The organism is Amycolatopsis endophytica, assembly GCF_013410405.1.
Classification (GTDB): Bacteria; Actinomycetota; Actinomycetes; order Mycobacteriales; family Pseudonocardiaceae; genus Amycolatopsis_E; species Amycolatopsis_E endophytica.
This window is the reverse complement of the sequence record NZ_JACCFK010000002.1, coordinates 530,291-548,670: the sequence shown is the minus strand read 5'-3', so window position 1 is coordinate 548,670 and position 18,380 is coordinate 530,291. Positions and strand designations below refer to the sequence as shown.

20 protein-coding genes are annotated in these 18,380 nt (G+C 69.3%); 11 read left to right on the top strand and 9 right to left on the bottom strand.

The genetic code is table 11. The features are described from left to right. The first annotated feature begins 218 nt into the window (after positions 1 to 218). Both HNR02_RS28285 and HNR02_RS28280 read left to right on the top strand, forming a co-directional pair. On the top strand, positions 219 to 872 hold the full coding sequence (locus HNR02_RS28285) for a GntR family transcriptional regulator (protein WP_179776605.1): 654 nt from the start codon (positions 219 to 221) through the stop codon (positions 870 to 872). Positions 873 to 983: 111 nt separating this feature from the next. Beyond that, positions 984 to 1,997, top strand: a complete 1,014-nt coding sequence (locus tag HNR02_RS28280) for an alpha/beta fold hydrolase (protein ID WP_179776604.1) — start codon at positions 984 to 986, stop codon at positions 1,995 to 1,997. Positions 1,998 to 2,053: 56 nt separating this feature from the next. Here the strand turns inward: HNR02_RS28280 and HNR02_RS28275 are convergent, their stop codons facing one another. After that, on the bottom strand, positions 2,054 to 3,106 hold the full coding sequence (locus HNR02_RS28275) for a ketopantoate reductase family protein (RefSeq protein ID WP_179776603.1): 1,053 nt from the start codon (positions 3,104 to 3,106) through the stop codon (positions 2,054 to 2,056). Positions 3,107 to 3,295: 189 nt separating this feature from the next. Between HNR02_RS28275 and HNR02_RS28270 the strand changes: the two genes are divergently transcribed. Then, positions 3,296 to 3,862 carry a TetR/AcrR family transcriptional regulator gene (locus HNR02_RS28270; protein ID WP_179776602.1) on the top strand — a complete coding sequence of 189 codons (567 nt, stop codon included), beginning with the start codon at positions 3,296 to 3,298 and terminating at the stop codon, positions 3,860 to 3,862. Positions 3,863 to 3,976: 114 nt separating this feature from the next. Here the strand turns inward: HNR02_RS28270 and HNR02_RS28265 are convergent, their stop codons facing one another. Continuing rightward, on the bottom strand, positions 3,977 to 5,086 hold the full coding sequence (locus tag HNR02_RS28265) for an alpha/beta hydrolase family protein (RefSeq protein ID WP_179776601.1): 1,110 nt from the start codon (positions 5,084 to 5,086) through the stop codon (positions 3,977 to 3,979). Then, positions 5,083 to 6,684, bottom strand: coding sequence for a bifunctional 3-(3-hydroxy-phenyl)propionate/3-hydroxycinnamic acid hydroxylase MhpA (gene mhpA, locus HNR02_RS28260; RefSeq protein WP_179776600.1), 1,602 nt, complete (start codon positions 6,682 to 6,684; stop codon positions 5,083 to 5,085). The genes HNR02_RS28265 and mhpA overlap by 4 nt, the downstream gene beginning before the upstream one ends. 191 nt (positions 6,685 to 6,875) lie before the next feature. Between mhpA and HNR02_RS28255 the strand changes: the two genes are divergently transcribed. The 7 genes from HNR02_RS28255 (at position 6,876) to HNR02_RS28225 (ending at position 12,699) form a co-directional block, all read left to right on the top strand. Then, positions 6,876 to 8,000: an FAD-dependent oxidoreductase gene (locus HNR02_RS28255; protein WP_179776599.1), complete on the top strand. Its 1,125-nt coding sequence runs from the start codon at positions 6,876 to 6,878 to the stop codon at positions 7,998 to 8,000. Beyond that, the gene (locus HNR02_RS28250; RefSeq protein WP_179776598.1) at positions 7,997 to 9,157 is read left to right on the top strand and encodes an alpha/beta hydrolase family protein; all 1,161 of its coding nucleotides are present in this window, start codon (positions 7,997 to 7,999) and stop codon (positions 9,155 to 9,157) included. The genes HNR02_RS28255 and HNR02_RS28250 overlap by 4 nt, the downstream gene beginning before the upstream one ends. Position 9,158: 1 nt before the next feature. Continuing rightward, entirely contained in the window at positions 9,159 to 10,097 is a 939-nt protein-coding gene (locus HNR02_RS28245) for a VOC family protein (protein ID WP_179776597.1), read from the top strand. Between the two features lie 64 nt (positions 10,098 to 10,161). Beyond that, the gene (locus HNR02_RS28240) at positions 10,162 to 10,581 is read left to right on the top strand and encodes a lipocalin-like domain-containing protein (protein WP_179776596.1); all 420 of its coding nucleotides are present in this window, start codon (positions 10,162 to 10,164) and stop codon (positions 10,579 to 10,581) included. A gap of 2 nt (positions 10,582 to 10,583) precedes the next feature. After that, positions 10,584 to 11,081, top strand: coding sequence for a cupin domain-containing protein (locus HNR02_RS28235; protein WP_179776595.1), 498 nt, complete (start codon positions 10,584 to 10,586; stop codon positions 11,079 to 11,081). A 105-nt stretch (positions 11,082 to 11,186) separates the two neighbouring features. Further along, positions 11,187 to 12,101, top strand: a complete 915-nt coding sequence (locus HNR02_RS28230) for an SDR family NAD(P)-dependent oxidoreductase (RefSeq protein WP_312861196.1) — start codon at positions 11,187 to 11,189, stop codon at positions 12,099 to 12,101. A gap of 10 nt (positions 12,102 to 12,111) precedes the next feature. Then, the gene (locus tag HNR02_RS28225) at positions 12,112 to 12,699 is read left to right on the top strand and encodes a TetR/AcrR family transcriptional regulator (protein ID WP_179776593.1); all 588 of its coding nucleotides are present in this window, start codon (positions 12,112 to 12,114) and stop codon (positions 12,697 to 12,699) included. Positions 12,700 to 12,741: 42 nt separating this feature from the next. Here HNR02_RS28225 and HNR02_RS28220 read toward each other — a convergent pair whose 3' ends face one another. Further along, complete coding sequence (locus HNR02_RS28220) at positions 12,742 to 13,797, bottom strand: SDR family oxidoreductase (RefSeq protein WP_179776592.1); 1,056 nt, start codon at positions 13,795 to 13,797, stop codon at positions 12,742 to 12,744. A gap of 148 nt (positions 13,798 to 13,945) precedes the next feature. Between HNR02_RS28220 and HNR02_RS28215 the strand changes: the two genes are divergently transcribed. Next, positions 13,946 to 14,791, top strand: a complete 846-nt coding sequence (locus tag HNR02_RS28215; protein ID WP_179776591.1) for a helix-turn-helix domain-containing protein — start codon at positions 13,946 to 13,948, stop codon at positions 14,789 to 14,791. Positions 14,792 to 14,809: 18 nt separating this feature from the next. Here the strand turns inward: HNR02_RS28215 and HNR02_RS28210 are convergent, their stop codons facing one another. The 5 genes from HNR02_RS28210 to HNR02_RS28190 form a co-directional block, all read right to left on the bottom strand. Continuing rightward, positions 14,810 to 15,598 carry an SDR family NAD(P)-dependent oxidoreductase gene (locus HNR02_RS28210; RefSeq protein ID WP_179776590.1) on the bottom strand — a complete coding sequence of 263 codons (789 nt, stop codon included), beginning with the start codon at positions 15,596 to 15,598 and terminating at the stop codon, positions 14,810 to 14,812. A gap of 102 nt (positions 15,599 to 15,700) precedes the next feature. Next, on the bottom strand, positions 15,701 to 16,102 hold the full coding sequence (locus tag HNR02_RS28205) for a YciI family protein (RefSeq protein ID WP_179776589.1): 402 nt from the start codon (positions 16,100 to 16,102) through the stop codon (positions 15,701 to 15,703). Between the two features lie 56 nt (positions 16,103 to 16,158). Beyond that, positions 16,159 to 16,509 (bottom strand): DoxX family protein, encoded by a 351-nt coding sequence (locus HNR02_RS28200; protein WP_179776588.1) that lies wholly within the window; start codon positions 16,507 to 16,509, stop codon positions 16,159 to 16,161. A 190-nt stretch (positions 16,510 to 16,699) separates the two neighbouring features. Continuing rightward, on the bottom strand, positions 16,700 to 17,650 hold the full coding sequence (locus HNR02_RS28195; protein WP_179776587.1) for an amidohydrolase family protein: 951 nt from the start codon (positions 17,648 to 17,650) through the stop codon (positions 16,700 to 16,702). After that, positions 17,647 to 18,363, bottom strand: a complete 717-nt coding sequence (locus HNR02_RS28190; protein ID WP_179776586.1) for a GntR family transcriptional regulator — start codon at positions 18,361 to 18,363, stop codon at positions 17,647 to 17,649. The genes HNR02_RS28195 and HNR02_RS28190 overlap by 4 nt, the downstream gene beginning before the upstream one ends. Positions 18,364 to 18,380: the final 17 nt, after the last annotated feature.

Below are 18,380 nucleotides of genomic sequence, written 5' to 3'. Positions count from 1 at the left end.
CGCCGGATCTCCCTGCGCTGTGCGGCATCGCCGGTGGGTCGAGGTGCGGGAGGCTGCATTGGCCACTCCAAAGGGAAAGCCGCGTCGTCGCGGCCCGCGTTTACTGCGCTGACGGTAGGACCGAAGAAAATACAAGTCAACCATTAATATATTCTCGTGTGGATGCTATAGTCCTCGTCATGGCGAGGCGGAGTGGCAACGACAGCCTGGGCGCAGGTGTGCACGACCGGATCCGGTCCGACATCCTGCGCGGACGCTGGGCGCCCGGCGACCGGCTGCAGCCGGCGGCGCTGACCGCGGAGTACGGAGCCAGCACCACGGTCATCCGGGAGGCACTGACTCGGCTGGTCGGGCAGAAGTTCGTCAAGCTCGAACCGAATCGCGGCTTCTCCGTTCCCCGGCTCCGCGAGGACGAGTTGCGGGATCTCACGCTCGTCCGCTGTCATATGGAATCGCTCGCGCTCGGACTGGCGTTGGAGCGCGGCGACGTGACTTGGGAGTCCGAACTGATCGCGGCTCACCATCGGCTGGCCAGGATGCCCCGCCGGCTGCCGGGGGCGCCCGCGGAGACGAGCGAGGAATGGTCGGCCGCGCACCGGTCTTTTCACTACAAGCTGGTCGAAGGCTGCGGGGTTCCGACGCTGCTCGAAATGTGCGCCGATCTGTCCGACGCCACGGAGCTGTACCGGCGATGGTCGGCCCCCAGGGTCGGCCCGTCTTCCCGTGATGTGGAAAGCGAACATGCCGCGCTCCTCGAAGCGGCCTTGGCGCGGGACGTGGACGCTGCCACCTCGCGGCTTCGTGCGCACTACGAAAAGACCGTGGAAATCCTGCTGCAGGGCGGTTTCGTACAGAGCGAAGCGGCGAGGTAACCAGCGGTCGGCTGACGTGCAGCTGTCACCGGCGGGGAAGAGATGGCCGCGACCGGCACGCGGTCCGTGCCTTGCCCCGTCGGATCACCGACGAACACAAGGAGGTTTCCGATGCTTCACGACGAATTGAGCTACACGTCGATACCCGAGAGAGTGCGGAAGGTTCTCGCGGAGCTGCCCGAGAAAAGCGGGGACAGTTCGCTGGCGCAGGAACGGCTGGATTCCCTCGGCGCCATCGATCCTCCCAAGGGAAATCACGACGGCGAGATCGAGGTCGTCGACGGAGTGCCGATGACGCATCGGTTCGTCGAGGCACCGGGTGATGCGGAACTGCTTTCCTGGCACCTGGTCGAGGCGGGTGCGGGCGAGCCTGTCGTGTACCTGCACGGTATCCCGGACTCGTGGTACATGTGGCACAAATCCATGGCCGATCTGTCGGCGACGCACCATGTCATCGCGATCGACCTCAAGGGATATGGGCAGTCGGACAAACGACGCGGTGACTACCGTCATGAGGGTGTCGCGGGGCAGCTGGCGTCCCTGCTCGATGTGCTCGGGCTGGGCAGGATCAACCTCGTCACGCACGACAGGGGCACCGTACAGGCTGATTATCTCGCGGCCAACGATCCGTACCGGGTGATCAGGTACGTCCGGGGAGAGCAGCATCTCTTCCATTACAATCCGGAGCTCTCGCCGCAGGAGCACCGGTTCGCCGATCCCGTTCGAAGCCGGATACTCGCGAACCCGGGTCTCAAGGTCGCCGAGTCCTACACCTACGGCACGCGCCATCCGATCGATGACGCCGAGTTGCGTCGCGCGATTCAGGAGTTTTCCTATCCGGGTATCCCCGAGGCGGTTCCTCGCTACTTCAACTCCTCGTCCTTCCGGCTGGAATGGATCGAACGCCGCACCCGGCTCATTGAAGCGTGGCGGGCTCCGGTGCTCGTGCTTCAGGGTAAGCACGACTTCCGGCAGCCATCCGAGTTCTACGAGGGCGTCGAAGCTCAGCTGCCGCCGGGCAGTCGCGTACATCTGCTTGACGGTGGTCATTTCTGGGCGCAAGAGGTTCCGGACGAGTACAGCCGCGTCGTCCGCGAGTTCATCACCGGGACACCGGCGTCCTGAGGAAGCAGCCGGTTCCGGCCGGCTTCCGGTGATCGCTGCCGGGGTTTCGCGGGGTCCTACGGATCGGGCTCGCCGTCTCGTGCCGTGCCGGTGGGCAGTCGTGCGATCAGTGCGCGCAGTGCGGGCATCTCGCTGCCTTCCGCTTCCCCGTACTTCACTATGTCGCGGATCAGGAGACGATCTTGTCGGTTCACCTTGCCACCGTGGTGATACCTGTTGAATTCCGGAAGATCGAGCGGGAGCATGTCCTGCTCCCATTGACGGAAATTCTCCCGGACCCCTTCGGCCGTGATCTGTTCGCTGGCGGCGCGACCCGCGTGGCCGTACATCGGCAGGCGCTGGATCTCGCGCCGGGCCTCGATGCCGAGCTGCCATGTCGCGTCGGTGGGGTCGATGTCCGCGGCTGATGGCCAGCCGAGCAGTTCGCACGCGATGAAGGTCGCGAACAGCGGTGCGATGCCCAGTTCGTAGGTATCCGCCGGGATGATCTGGCACGTCGTGCCGTTGTCGCCGCCGTCCCACAGCGCGGCGAAGTCGTGTGCCACCTGCGGTGCGCTGTCCGTGACGACGAAGCTGTGTGGCAGGGGGCGGCGATATGCGTAATCGGCCTCGGCGAGCAGAGGCTCGTCGACACCGGGGTGCCGTGGCAGGGTCGCGCGCTGCGCTTCGTGGACATGCAGGCCGGTGCCGCCTCCGGTGACCTGCGCGTCGGTGAGCCCGGAGCGTTCGATGAACCAGGACCGGAGCCCGACACCGATGGAGCAGAGGATCACTCCCGTCGGTGTGCCGCGGAACGCGCGTGCGAGCTCGTCGACCAGTCGTTCGCCGGCGTCCGCGCGGAGGGCGGCCCCGTCGAGCGTGATGACCACGAAATCGAAGGAGCGTCCCGCCAGTGCCGCGGGATCGGTGATGAGGTCGTAGCCGGAGTACCTCGTCAGGCTGCCGTCGTCGTAGGAGTAGAGCGCCTGCGGCCCGGACAGCTGTGCCCGGCGGTGTGGCCGCACCAGGAACGTGACGGCAACGCCCGCGCGGTCCAGGTCGTGTCCCAGTAGGACGCCCACCGAACCGGCGCCGACGATGCACACGGAAGCGGTATCTGGCTGGGGCATTGGCAACTCCAATAGGGGAAGTGCGCGCAGGACCGCCTGCGCGGGGCTGCGGATCAGGAGCGGTCGGCTGACGGCCCGAGCATAACCCGGAACGGTCGCGACTCGATACGGTACAGTCCCAGTATGTGCGCACAGTCTCCCCGGTTTGCACGCCAGCGCCCGGCGGGCAGCTCGGGCCCTTCTCGTGACGTGGTCCGGGACAGGCGCCTCACCGACGCCGCCCTCACGCTGCTGGCCGAGGGCGGCTATGAAGCCGTGACCATGGAAAAGGCCGCCACCGTGGCCGGGGTGGGAAAAGCCACCGTCTATCGCCGGTGGGCCTCGCGTGCCGACCTGGTCGCTGACGCACTGGAGACCGTCGGGTTCGCGGACCCCACCGTCGCCGAGGCGGCCGGCGAGCTCACCTCGTTCCGCGACGACCTGGTCCAGACGCTCATCCGGGTCACCGGATGCCTCGATCCCGAGCGCCACCGCCTGGTCGTCGTCGCCGCCATGGCGGCCACGCACCACCCCGAGCTCGCCAACTCCCTGGCCGCCCGCCTCACCGCCGCTGTCGACCGGGCCGTTGCCGCGGCCGTCGCCCGTGCCCGCCGGCGCGGTGAAACCCGGTTCCACGCAGCAGCCGACACGATGGCCGCCGCCAGTGTCGTCGCGCTCCTGAACTACCTGCCCGCGTCGCAAAACCGGCCGCTGGCCAGCACCGACTTCGAAGCCATCGTCGACCGCGTACTGCTGCCCCTGCTCACTCAGGCGTGATCCGCGCCGCGCTCCCTGACCATCGCGCCCCGGGCTACCGGCACCGCCGCGGCGGTGGCTCCCCGCGCGGCGGTGACCGCCGGAAACTCGCCGAACGGCGCTTCTTCGATCGGCTCACCGAGCGCCGTCGTGGGCTCTCGCGACCGAGAGCCGGTCCGCGAACCAGTCCGCGACGAGAACGTGCTTCTCGTGCGAATGGTTGTAGACGCAATGGTCGCCGTCCGGCCACTCGGCCCAGCGCTTGTCGGGCGAGCCCGCGGCGTCGAACAGGGCGCGGGCGTTCTCGATCAGGAACACCCGGTCCGGCCTGCCGTGCACGACCAGCAAGGGAACCCGGAGGCGGGCCAGGCGCTCCGGCGTGAGCCGGTGACGTTCCAGCGCCGCTCTGGCCTGTTCGGGGTCGTCGATCCCCAGTAGCGGCCCTACCTTGGCGAGGAATCGCGGGTAACGGTCGAGGATCTCCGCGGGACGGACGGTGCCACCGGTCACGCAACAGGCCGAGAAGCTGTCGCCGGCGCTCGCGGCCAGCCCGGCGAGGAAACCGCCCATGCTGTTGCCCCAGATCCCGACCCGGTGACCGAGACGATGGTCCGCACGCAGGGTCTTCGCGACCGTCTCGAACGCCTTGTCCACGTCCTGGGTCAGCCGGCTGTCGTGGAACAGCCGGCTTTCCCCCTGGCCGGGACCGTCGGCGAGGAAGGCGGCGACGCCGCGGTCGAGCAGGTACGTGGCTCCGAGGTGGTATTCCTCCCGCCAGCCGTCGAAGCCGCCGACGATCACCACCGTCGGCGGGTGCTCGACGCCGGCCGGACGCAGCAGCCAGCCCGACACGACCCCGGCAGGGGTGTCCACGGTGAGGTGCTCGGCGGCCGGCTCGCTCAACGCGCCCGCCGCGCGGAAGGCGGCGATCAGCTTCCGGTACAGCTCCCGCTTGCGTGGTTCGGTGTCGGTGAGCGGAACCTGCCCGGTCCGGAAGCATGCCGAGGCGAAGAGGTACCAGCTGCGGGCGGTCGTGGTGTGCCCGTCGGCGAGTGCGGCGTCCGCGCGGGCCAGGTTGCGCTCGCCCAGCTCCTCGGCGATCTCGTCCCACGGCCGTCCGGTGTCGGCGAGCCGGTGGAGTTCGTCGACGTCGGCGAAGTCCATGCCGTTGCCGACGAGGCGCTGCACCGGCATCGCCCGCTTGTGCGCCTCCGCCGTGGCCTTCCAACCCGGTGCCTCCGTCACGACGCCACCGCCACTCCGTCGAGCGCCCGGCCGAGTGCCTCGACGACCCTGCCCACCGCGGCACCGTCCTCGGCGGCGCCGAAGACGTAGAAGTCCGGGCGGTAGAGGATCATCGCGACGCCGGTTCTGGCGAAGTACCCGGCGTAGTAGCCGTCGACGTCGGCGGGATCCTCGCCGAGCGCGACGACGTGGGCGTCGAGCCGGTCGAGCACGGCTTCCTGTGCGGAGGTGAGGTCGCAGGCCGTGCCGGGGGCGAGCACGAGGGTCCAGCCCTGGCCGATCACGTCGTCCAGCCGTCCGGTCCGGCCGCCGGCGCGCACCCGCCCCTGCGGCGCCAGCCTGCCGACGACCTCGGCCGCCTTCCCCTCGGCGTCGGCGTCGAGCAGTCCGTCCAGCAGGTGGGGAAACTCCGGCGGGGGCGGCACGTCCCCCCGCCGGAAGGCCGCGTCCCTGGCCGCGGCGACTTCGGGATCGAAGGTGCAGGACACCCGGCCCGCCTCGACGGAAAGCCGGATCAACGTCTCGACGTGCGGGGCCCGCTCGATCTGGTAACCGTCGAGCAGGGTATCCGCCGCGAGATCACGAAGCACGAGGTCGAGGCGCCAGGACAACGCCTTCGCGTCGCGAATCCCCGAGCACATTCCCTGTCCCATGAACGGTGGCATGACGTGTGCGGCGTCGCCGGCCAGCAGGATCCGGTCGCGGCGCCACGTATCGGCGAGCTTGGCCTGGAAGGTGTAGACCGCGTGCCGGACGAGGTCGGCGCGCTCCGGCGTGACGCCGTAGGGCGCGACGAGCTCCCAGACCGTCCGTGGGTCGTCGACTCGCTCGGGATCCTCGCCGGGCAGTAGCGCGAACTCGAACCGGCGGTGCCGCGTGCCGAGCTGGAACAGGCAGTGCGGGCGAGCCGGATCGCACACTTGACCGTTGTCGAACCCGATGTCCAACGGCGCCTTCGGCTCGAGGTCGCAGACGAACCAGGTTTCCTCGAACCCGAAGTCGGTCTGCGTCGTACCGAGCCGGGATCGGACGAAGCTGTTCGCGCCGTCGGTGCCCACGACGTAGCGGCCGCGGACCGTGCGTGCGCCGGGGATCTCCTTTCCCGCGCGGGATTCGGGGCTTTCGCGCACCGTGACGTCGACGTGGTCCTCGTGCGGGATGAGCGCGACGGCCTCCCAGCCCTGGTACACCGAGACGGTCGGCTGCGCCCGCGCCGCCGCGTCGAGTGCGTCCTCGATGGACGGCTGGTACATGAAGTAGTCCGACGGCCAGCCGGAGATGCCGTCGGCGTCCCAGTCGAAGGTCAGCAGGGTCTCGCCCGCGGCATTGCGGAAGACGTACTTGGTGGCGCGGAACATGTCCTGCACGAGCTGCTCGGCGATACCGAGGGACTGGAAGATCCGCATGACCTCGTGATCGACATGCCCGGCGCGCGCCCGGCCGTACAGCCGCGGCCAGCGCTCGAAGACCGCGACGCGGTGGCCGGCCCGCCCGAGCAGCGCGGCCAGGGTCTGGCCGACCGGGCCGTATCCGATCAGCACGACGTCGTAAGTGACGTCGTCGCCGTGCTGCGCGGTCGGATCGGGGGTGTCGGGCATCGTCGCCTCCGGTGTCGGCTCTCGGTGGTGCGGACACGCTAGGCAGGCGGACGCGAGCTCGTTGTCCGGTTCCCGCGACCGGTATCCGATTCCGGAACCGTTGCCGGAATCGGACAACGTCCGCCTGAATCGGATCGGACGTCCGGTGCCACCGGCCTAACTTGAACCGAGTGCAGCGCCAAGGAGGGTCCATGGACAACAGTGACGACGCGCGGTCGGCGCTGATCGTCGGTGCCGGAATCGCGGGACTGACGACGGCGAGCGCCCTGGCACGGCGCGGATGGCGGGTCGAGGTCGTAGAAAAGGGTGACGAGGGGGTCCCTGCCGGGTGGGGGCTGAACCTGACCGGCCCTTCGCTTCGCGCGCTCGACGGATTGGGGCTGGCCGATCAGTGCCTTGCCGCCGGATACGGCATGAGCGTGATCACCAACGTCGACGCGAACGGCGTGGCGAGCCGGATCGAGCTTCCGCGTCTGCTCGATGATCGGCGCCCCGCCATGGCGGGGATCGCTCGCCCGGAGCTGCATCGGATCCTGCGCGGCGAGGCGTCGCGTCTCGCTGTGCCGATCCACTATGGGCTCAGCGTACGCCTGCTGGAGCATCGGGACGGCCGAACGCACGCCGAACTGAGCGACGGATCCGCGCGGACCGTCGACCTGCTCGTGGGCGCCGACGGCATTCGCTCGGTCGTTCGCGACCTCATCGGCCGCCCTGCGCCGGTCCGCTATCACGGCCAGATGGCGTGGCGGGCGCTCGTGCCGCGTCCCGGCTGGGCCACCAGTATTCACACCTTCGCCGGCACCGGTCAGCAGGCGGGGATCGTGCCGATCTCCCCGAGCCTGGCCTACGTCTTCCTTACCGAGAACGGGGTACAGCGGGACGTGCTTCCGGAGGCCGAGCTCGCTTCGCGCATGGAAGAGCTGCTCGCACCGTTCACCGGCCTGATCGCCGAGGCGCGCCCGCAGGTCGCACGCTCCGATGCGGTGATTCGACGGCCGGTGCAGACCGTGTTCGTCGACACGTCGTGGTCCGACGGGACCAGCGTCCTCGTCGGCGACGCCGCGCATGCGCCCTCGCCGCAGATGGCCAGCGGCGCCGCGCTCGCCATCGAGGACGGCCTGGTCCTGGCCGAGGAACTGGACCGCTACGACGACGTCCGCAAGGCTCTCGAATCGTTCACCGACCGTCGCCGGGAACGGTGCTCGGTCCTGGTGAAGACCTCGGTGGCGATCGCCCGCCTCGAACAGGAGCACCGGCACCGCGATTCGTACTCGCTCATCGAGACCTGCCATCTGCGGATGGCGCAACCGGCATGACACAGGAGGTTCCGTTGTCCGAAGTGGATGCCCCGTCCCTTCCCGAGGCCAAGTCGTGGTTGCGTGCGCATCTCGCGCAGCGGCGCAACCCGTTCAACGCCATCGACGAAGCGGCGGCTTCCCGGCACATCGAGACGCTGCCCGGCGTCGACCCGGTCCGGTGGGCGGAGCACTGGCTCGATGGCGCGGCAGAGTTCGCGGCGGCGGCCGAGAAGGCCGAGGTGGACGGCGACCGCGGCACCGCCCTGGAGAACTGGTGGCAGGCTTACCAGTTCGCGTTCCTCGGGCGGTACCCGTCGCCGATCCATCCCGCCAAGCTGGCCGCCTATGACCTGGCCCGCACCTACTTCGCCCGTGTCTGCGAACTCGAAGCCACTCCCGTCGAGCGGGTCAGCGTCCCGTTCGACGGTCGCGAGGGTGAAGGCGACACCGTCTCGTTGCTGGTCGCGCGGCCATCCGTCCCCGGCGCGGCCAGGCCACCGGTCGTGCTGATGTGGGGCGGAATCGACGTGTGGAAAGAGGAGAGCTACGCGCGTGGCCGGCTGCTGCGCGAGCGCGGCTTCGCCACGGTGCACATCGACAAGCCAGGCGTCGGGCAGTCCCCGGTACTGGCCGGTGTGGACGCCGAACGTCAGTGGGATCCGGTGTTCGACTGGTTGCGGAGCAGAAACGACCTCGACGCGGATCGCGTCGCCGCGTTCGGGCTTTCCTTCGGCGGGTACTGGGCGACGAAACTGGCGCATACGCATCGAGAACAGCTCACCGCCGCGGTCAACTGGGGCGGTGGCATACATCTGACGTTCCAGCCCGAATGGCAGGAGAAGTCCCGCAACGCCTCGTCCTACCTGATGGACCTGATGCCCGCCCGTGCGCGCATCTTCGGTGGCACCACCTTCGCCGACTACGTCGCGCGCTGCCCGGAACTGTCCTTGCTGGACCAGGGAATCCTGGACCTGAAGTCGTGCCCGCTGCTGCTGGTCAACGGAAAGGAAGACCTGCAGAACGCCTCCGCCGACATCCACCTCGCTCTCGAGCACGGTGACCCGAAGACCGCCCGGATGTTTCCCGGCGGACACATGGGCTCCGGCCCCGTCCTGCCCACCATCATCGACTGGCTGACCGATCGACTCGCCCCGCTGACGAAAGAAGGGAACTGATATGAACACCACCAGCGTGCTCACCCATCTTCGGTACTTCGCCATCGCGATGCCGAACTTCGACGAACAGCGCGCGTTCTACCGGGAGACGTGGGGCCTGACCGAGACGGTCAACGACTCGGGGGTGTCCTTTCTCGCCGCCGAGGGCTCCCCGGAGCTCTACACCGTCCGGCTGCGCAAGGACAGTGAGAAGCGCATGGACCTCGTCGCGTTCGGCTGCGCGAGCCCGGCCGATGTGGACACCCTGACCGAGCAGCTGATCGCCCGACGTGTGACGCTCGTGCACGAGCCCCGCGAACTGGACACGCCAGGAGGCGGTTACGGCGTCCGGTTCTTCGACAACGAAGGGCGAGTCGTCGAGGTGTCCGCTGATGTCGCCGTGCGGGCGCACCGCAAGATCGAGGAGCGCGAGCCCATTCCGGTGAAGCTCTCGCACGTGCTGATGAACTCGCCGACACCGGAAGTGACGGTCCGGTGGTACATCGACCACTTGGGGTTCCGGCTGTCCGACACGATGCGCATCGGTGACCGCGAGATCATGTGGTTCCTGCGGTGCAACGACTTCCACCACAGCTTCGGTATCGTCCGTGGGCCGCACGCCGCCTTCAACCACGCCTCGTTCGAGATGCGCGGCATCGACGAGTTCATGCGGGGCACCGGGCGCCTGCACCGCCTCGGCTTCGAGCGGTTCTGGGGACCGGGGCGGCACCGCGCGGGGGACAACACGTTCAGCTACTTCCTCGACCAGGCAGGCAATACCGTCGAATACTCGACCGAGCTCGAGGTCGTGGATGAGGACACCTGGCACCCGCACATCTACGACCTGAGCGAACCCGAGAACTCCGACCAATGGGGCACCGCGAACCCGATGACCGAGTCCATCGCCGCGTGCTCGCGCAACGACGTCGACCGCGGCCTTTTCGTCGCGCCGCCGATGTGAGCGGCGGGACGCGATGAAGGAACCGACGACATCGGTACGTGCCCGCCTTCGGGGGAGCTGGCGGATGATCGACTGGAAGGTCTTCCGGGGCGAGGACGTGATCGATCCGCCACTCGGTCCTGCCGAGGACTGTGTCGGGCTGCTCATCTACACCGAGGACGGGGCGATGAGCGCCAGCCTCTCGCTCGCCGAGCGGGCACCCTTCGCCGACGGCTCGCTCGACGGTGGCACCCAGGAGGAACGGGCCGAGGCGTACCGCTCGATCATTTCCTACGCCGGTACCTACGACGTGGACGAGCCGTCGGCGAGGGTCGTGCATCACGTCCGGATCGCGACGGTCCCGCACTTCGTCGGTACCGACCTTCTCAGGACGTGTGTCTTCGAGGGTGCGGACATGCTGAAGCTCGACACTCCGCCGATGAAGATCGGTGGCGAATGGCTCGAGAGCTACATCCTCTGGCAACGGAACGGAGCGGAGACCTGATCATGCGGGCATTCCGACGAATCGTCACCGGCCATGACCGCGACGGGCGCTCCGCCATCGTCGAGGATGGCGACTGTCCGCACGTGGAGATCACCGCTGACGCCACGGTGGTGAATCTCTGGCTCCACGAGGGACGCCCCGACAACGCCGACGGTTACCACGATCCGGTCGGGCCGGGGGTGCCGCTGGCGCCCCCGGCGCGGGGCAGCGTGCTGCGCGTGGTCGAGTTCCCGCCACGCCGGCCGGGCACGGCGCCCTACGTCCACCGCACCGAGTCGCTCGACTACGCCTACGTCATCGACGGCGAGGTCCACAGCGTCTTCGACAGCGGCGAGACCCTGCTGCGCGCCGGCGACGTGCTGATCCAGCGGGGCACGAACCACGCGTGGGACAACCGCTCCGAGGTTGCCTGCGTCGTCCTCTTCGCGTTGCTGGACGCCGAGCCACTCGACCCCGCTGAGGACGGAATGGGAACGGGGCCAGCTGCCACGTCGCCCTGAGGTCCGGTCGCGGCGATGCCTGCGCGAGGGAGTTGCGGTTCCGCACACGGTCGGGCAAACTGGTACTAAGTACCGAACAGTACTAAGTATCAGATTGGACGACCTGTGCACCCTGCGAATCCCCGGACCATCGTGTTGACCGGCGTCAGCCGTGGCCTCGGTCATGAGGCCGCGAAGGTGCTCATGGCCCGGAGGCCACATGATCACTACGTCGTGCTGGCACGGGGTGATGCCGCGCGTGCCGCCGAGACCCTGGGCCAGGCGACCGGTGCCGACCGGGTCGTCGGCGTCAGCTGCGACCTCGGGTCGCTCGCCGACGTCAACCGGGCGGCCGGCATGGTCACGGCAGGTGTCGACGCCGGGCGGCTGCCACCGCTCGGCGGCTTTCTCGGGAACGCCGGGGTGGTTTTCCTGACCACGGACACGCGTACCGCCGACGGCTACGAGGCGACCTTCGCCATCAATGTGCTCGCCCACCAGCTGCTCATCCGGCTGCTCATGCCTCGTTTCGTCGCACCGGCCTGGGTCGTGCTGACCACGAGCGACAGCCACTTCGGGCAGTTCCGCTACACACTCGGCGCGACGCCACCGCCCCGCTGGGCGGCGCCGGCCGAGCTGGCGACACCGCGCCACGGCGGGCCGCAGGCCGCGGGCCGCGCGTACGCGACCAGCAAGCTCGGAACCATCTATCTGACCCACGCGCTGGCTCGCAGGCTGCCGCCCGGCGTCGGTGCCCACTCGTACAACCCGGCGCTGGTCGCGGGCACCGATTTCTTCCGCGCGGCACCGCAACCGTTGCGCGCCGTCATGCAGGGGTTCTTCCGGCTGCAGCTGGCGCTCGGACGAGGCATGACGGCGGAGCGGGCCGGGCGCAGGCTGGCAGAGACGATTCTCGCCGGAATGCCCGGCCCCTCCGGCGGCTACGTCGACAGGGGGCGCGCGGTCCCGTCGTCGCCGGAGTCCTACGACGAAGGCCGCGAGGAGGAACTCTGGCGTGAAGGCGCGCGCCTCTGCGGCTAACCTTGCCGTGATGAACGCCGACACCGCCACAGGGGAATCGCTGCGCGATCGTAAACGCCGGCAGACCCGGGAACGGATCGCCGAGGCCGCGTTCACGTTGTTCGACGAACGCGGCTTCGGCGAGGTGACCGTCGACGACATCGCGGCACTGGCCGAGGTGGGTCGCACGACGTTCTTCCGGTACTTCGGTGACAAGGAAGAGGTGGTGTTCGCCCAGGAAAGCGACACGCTGCGGGAGCTGGAGTCCGGTGACGGCCCGGCACTGCCGGATCTCGCGGCGGCGCTTGCCGAATCGCGACGGCTGGTGGTGGCGCTGTGCGCCGAGGCGCGTCACGCGGCCTACGCCAGGCTGGTGGACAAGCATCCCGAGCTCGCGGACCGTCATGCGCGAAAACTTCGGCGCTATGGCGACCGCCTGGAGCAGCATCTGCTCGCGCGCGGCACACCGCGCTCCGCGGCGGTCCTCGCTTCACAGATCGCGTTGGCCTGCTACCGCACGGCGTGGCGCCTCGCCGGTGACGACGCCGACGCGCTGGCGCGGGAGGCAGATGCGGCGTTCGACGCCGTGGCAGAGGCGGGGCCGGCTGAACTCTCGTGATCAGGTGCCCCACTGGTGCCGGTTCGCGTGGTCAGCGGGGCTTCAGTGTCGTCGTGAGCGTCCGGTGTGGACCGCGGGGTCGGTGAGCATGCTCCGGGCCGCCCCGAGGATGGCCTCGGAGGCCTTCCGTGGGTTGAGTCCGAGCACGCGGCGGGACTTCTCGTTCGAGACGCGCTTGACGTAGCCGAGGTCGGCGGCGACGGGTTTGAACTCCGCCTTGAACAGCGCCGTGAGCCGGACGACGACGTTCGGGACGGTTCGCGTCGGGACGTGCTTCGCGGCGTCGCAGAGGTGGTGTCGCAGCGTCGCGCCGATCTGCTTCATGGCGACGGCCGGCTCTCCGCTGCCCACGAGGAAGCGTTGCCCCGCGGCGTCGGGCGCCGTCATGGCGGCGACGTGTGCGGCCGCGACGTCGCGGACGTCGACGATGGGTACGTACATGTTCGGGTAGCCCGGCAGTTGGCCGTTCAGGCTGCGCTGGATGATCTGGTTCGCGCCGCGGACGTCCCGGCCGAGCACCGGGCCCATGACGGCGATCGGGAGGATCGTGGTGAGCTCCATCCCGTTTCCCGCGTCACGGACGAAATCCCACGCCGCGCGCTCGGCGAGGATCTTGCTCCTGCCGTAGGCGTCGACACCGGGTCCGTCGACGGGCGACCAGTCATCCTCGGTGAACACGCGATCGACGTGTCCGTGGCCGTAGCCCACCGCGTGGAACGCGGAGGTGAGGACCACGCGCTTGACCCCGGCGGCTGTGGCGGCGCGCAGCACCCGCAGGGTGCCCTCACGCGCGGGGCCGATGATCGCGTGCTCGTCCGCGACCGCGTCGGTGTGGACCGGTGACGCGACGTGCAGCACGAAGTCGGCGCCCCGCATCGCGGCGCCCCAGCCGTCGTCGCGCGTGAGATCGGCTTCGACGAAGGAGAGTGCGTCGCCACGATGCATCCCGGCCGCTTCGAGCGCGGCGCGGACGTCGGCTTCGCGGGACCGTGAGCGGACCGTCGTGCGCACGGTGTAGCCGTGTTCGAGCAGCCGCAGGATGCAGTGTCCCGCGACGAAGCCGGAGCCGCCGGTGACGAGGACGAGCGTTCGGGGCATGGGAGGTGTTCCTTTCGGTTCGTGTCGGTCGCGATGTCCGACCTGGAGCCGAGCCTCCCCGGAGCCGTCGGTGTCAGCGAGATCCCTCGCGACACTGGTAGTGCCAGGACCTACCCGCGCACGCGTCGTCGGTGGTTACGGTGTGGGTATGCCCGACCGGTCGAACGTTTTGGGCGAGTACCTGCGGGCTCGCCGCGAGCTCGTCACTCCCGACCAGGTCGGGATCCCCGTACTCGGGAAGCGGCGCGTGCCCGGCCTGCGTCGTGAAGAGGTCGCGATGCTCGCGGGGATCAGCGCCGAGTACTACCTCCGGCTGGAGCAGGGGCGTGACCGCAACCCGTCGGCGCAGGTACTCGAATCGATCGCGCGGGTGCTGCAGCTCGAGGACGACTCGTACCTGCTGAGCCTCGCCGTCGAAGGGCCTCGCCGACGGGCGACGCCTCGCCGCGAGCACCTGCCGTCGAGCACGGCCCGGTTCGTCGCGCAGCTTCCGTTTCCCGCGTTCGTCGAGGGCCGCTACCTGGACGTGCTGGCCGCCAACCGGCTCGCGACGGCGATCTCGCCGCGGCTGCGGCTCGGCGGTAACCGGCTCCGCGACGTCTTCCTCGACCCCGAGGAGCGGGCGTTGTTCCCGCAGTGGGAGGGCGCTGCCGCGGCGCTCGTCGCGGGGTTCCGGCGCACCGTCGGAACCGCGACCGACGATCCCCGCGTCACCGAGCTCGTCGGGGAACTCTCCATCGCCAGCCGCGACTTCCGACGGCTCTGGGCCCGCCATGACATCGGACCGCGCGCCGGCGCCACCCTCACCTTCGACCATCCGCAGGTCGGTCCAATCCGGCTCGACCGCGAGAAACTCACTGTCAACGGACACGACGGCATGATGCTCGTCGTCTACCACGCGGAACCGCACACGGGCGACGCCGACAAGCTCGCGCTCCTCGCGTCGATGGCGTCGACGGTGCGCGACTGCGCACGGACACCCACCGACCCGTAGGCACGGCAGCGGTGGGTGTCACGGGGCCTTGAGCGCACCGCCGTCCACCAGCCAGTTGGAGCCGATCGCGCTCGCCATCGTCGGCGAGGCCAGCAGCAGCACCGCGCGCGCGATCTCGGCCGGGTCGATCAAGGAGCCGGTCACCATTCCGGACTGCCGAGGCAGCTTCGTCAGCAGGGCATCGAGGTCGATGCCCCTGCTCGCGGCCAGGCTGGCCCCGAAACCCTCGTCGCCCGTCATCAACGGGGTTCGCGTGCCGGCAGGGGTGACGACGTTGACCCGGACGCCCGATTCCGCGACCAGCTCGGCCAGTCCGCGGGAGAAGGCGTTGAGCGCGGCCTTGGCCGCCGAGTAGGGAAGCGGTGCCCCTCGCGGGTCACGGGCGGCCTGCGAGCTGATGTTCACGACCGCACCGCGCGCCGCTGTCAGCGCGGGCAGCGCAGCACGGGTCGCCTCCACGGCGGCGCCGAGGTTCAAGGCGAAGAAGTGCGCCCAGGCCTCGGGTGGGCCGCCGAAGGGATCGGTGAGTACGTCGCCGGAAGAGTCGCCTCCGCCGGCGTTGTTGACGAGGACGTCCAGCCGCGGATCCGACTCGAGCACGCGCTCGACCGTTCGTCGCGGGGCGTCGGGCTCGGTGAGGTCGGCAGGCACGAACGTGGCACCGGTCGCCTCGAGCTCGGGTGTGCTCCTCCGGGACACGCCGACGACCTCGGCTCCCTCGGCGCGAAACGCCTGGACGATCGCGAGGCCGATGCCCTTGCTCGCTCCTGTGACGAGGACGCGCTTGCCCTCAAGCGCGAGATCCATCTGCGCTCTCCTGTTCGAAGTCGGTCGAAGCTGACTGTGTTTCCTGCCGTGACGGCGGAATGTCCGCTGCCGAAGCCCGTGGCCGGCACGTCGAGCGGAGATTCACCGGCGGTGCTCGTCGCGTAGTCCTCCCGCGATGGCCGCCGACATCGGCGCGATGAGGGTCCCCTCGTTCACGCGCCAGCTGCGGACCTCATTGACCCGCCAGCCCGCCTGATGGAACGGTTCCCGGGTCGCGATCCGTTCGGCCTCGGATCGCGACGCCACCGCTACCATGCACATCCCCTCGATCCGTTCCCTGTCGAAGTCGAGCGGTCCGGACGCGAGCAGGAGTCCGCGATCCTCGAGGTCGAACAGGTACTCCAGATGCTTCACCAGCATCGCGGCGCCTTCCTCGGAGTCGCTGCTGCGGAACTCGTCGGTCGGCCGCATGAAGATGGCGAAGGTCTCGAGTGTCGCGAGCCGCTGCCGCGTACGTGCGAGTGCTTCGATGCTCGATGTCATGACGTGCCTCCGGTTCTGCTGATAGCTGCCCGTGCCGATGACTGTGAACCGTGCGCTCACGGGGACAGCGCCAAGGCGGTCAAGTGGCCGGCGACCAGCAGCCCGCAGATCAGCGACGGGACGAGCTTCCGCACCCGATCGCGGTTGCGGACGTGCGTGATCACGGCACCGGCCAACAGGGCCGCCAGGCCCGCGCTCGTGACGACACCGACGAACGGCACCGCCAGCCCGACGAGCACGCCCGCGGCCCCGAGCAGCTCGAGTACGCCGATTCGCCGGTAGGCCGCGACGGAGAAGCCGACGTCGGCGGCGAGTTGGCGCATCGGCGCGATCGCCAGGATCTTGGCCATGCCGAGCGTGGCGAAGATGACGGCAAGCGGTATGGACAACATCGTCACGCCGGTCATGAGGACTCCGGGGATCGTTCGAGGTTCGCCGGGCCGATCGGCACGCGGTCCACCCGAGGACCGCTCACCAGCCTATTCTGATGATATCATCATCTATGACCATATCGTCAAAAGGAGCGTCGGAGTCCTGCGTATGTGGTCCTCGACGACGTCACTGTCGCGTGGCCGGTCCTCACCGTTGCGCCGGGTGTCACGGTTTCAGGAGCTCCTCGGCGTTGCGTGTCGTCAGCTCCCGCCAACCGATGCCGGGCTCCGGGTTCGCCGCGGCGTCCAGCGACGCGACCTGTCCGGCGACGGCTGGGGGAGGCGTGAAGCAGAAGTCGCTGCCGTAGAGCAGCCGGTCGGTGCCGACCAGCTCGACGAGTGCCGGTGCCTGTGCGGGGAACGGTGTGCCGGCGAGGTCGTACCAGAGGCGGGACAGCTGTTCCCTGGTCGATGGCTGGTCCGTTGTGGACATGAACGCCGTCCGGAACAGTTCGATGCGGTCGGCGAGCAGCGGCAGGGTGCCGCCGCAGTGCGGGATGACGAACCGGATGCCGGGGTATCGTACGAGGGTTCCGCGCAGCAGCAGATCGGCGACGGCGCGGGTGGTGTCGAACGGGAACTCCAGCATCGGCCGCGGCCGGTCGGGCGAGACCGCTTCCCAGCACGGCGGGGACGTCGGATGGATGAACACCGCCGCGCCGCGGTCGTTGAGCTGCGTCAGCAGCGGCTCGAAGCGCGGGTCGCCGAGATAGGTGCCGGCGATGTTCGACTCGACGGTGAATCCGGCGGCGCCGAGCTCCTCCAGTGCCCGCTCGGCTTCCGCCAGCGCGGCGGGCACGTCGGGCAACGGCAGCGAAGCGAACTGCCGGAAACGGCCGGGATGGTCACGTTCGAGCTCGGCGGCGGTGTCGTTGACGTGACGTGCCAGCCTCGCAGCCGCGCGGTCGTCGCCGAAGTGCACGCCGGGCGACGACGTCGACAGCACGGCGGTACGGATGCCGTGCGTGTCCATCAGCTCCAGCTGTCGGTCAGCGCTCCATTCCGGCCACGCGGGCATGCCGTCCGGGAGAGCGTGGCCCGCCTGCTGGGCTTCGGTGCGGTAGTGGTCGGTGACGAAGTGACTGTGGACGTCGACGAGCTCGCCTCCGGCGGTCATGACCGGCCCCCGGTGGTGGCGGAGCCGGCCGCCGTGTTGGGTTCGTCGGGGGCGCCCCGGATGACCAGCTGCGCGGTGTGCGCGATGTGGTCGCGCAGCAGCTCGCAGGCGCGATCGGCGTCGCGGGCCGTCGCGGCGTCGAGCAGTCCGGCGTGCTCGGCGGGCAGGTCGCGGTCGGGTTCGGTGCCGAAGGACACCGACCATTGCAGGTACAGCTCGGCCTCCTCGCGCAGGGCTCTGGCGGCGGTCAGCAGGCGCCGGTTCGGGCACCCCGCCAGCAGTGCCTGGTGGAAAGCGGCGTGCGCGGCCGACCACGCGTCGCTGGGATGGTCGGCGTCCTCGTCGCTGAACAACGGTGTGCGGGCGAGGACGTGATGCGCGGCGACGGCCTGGGACTCCCATGCCATGTCGCCGTTCGCGACCGACAGCCACAGCACCCGCGATTCCAGCTCGACCCTGGCGACGGTGAGGTCGGCGAGATCCTCGTGCGACAGCGGTACCACCCGGTAGCCCTGTCGCGGCTGGCTCTGCACCAGCCCGTCGCCCACGAGCTGGGTCAGCGCCTCCCTGGCCGAGCCGACGCTCGTGGCGTAGCGCTCGGACAGCTCGGGGAACTTCAGCCGCTGCCCTGGTTCGAGTCGTCCGCCGAGGATGTCCGCGCGCATGCGTGCGTAGATACCGGCGCTACGGGTCGGTCGCTCCGAACTTGCCATGCGAACACGCTAGCAGC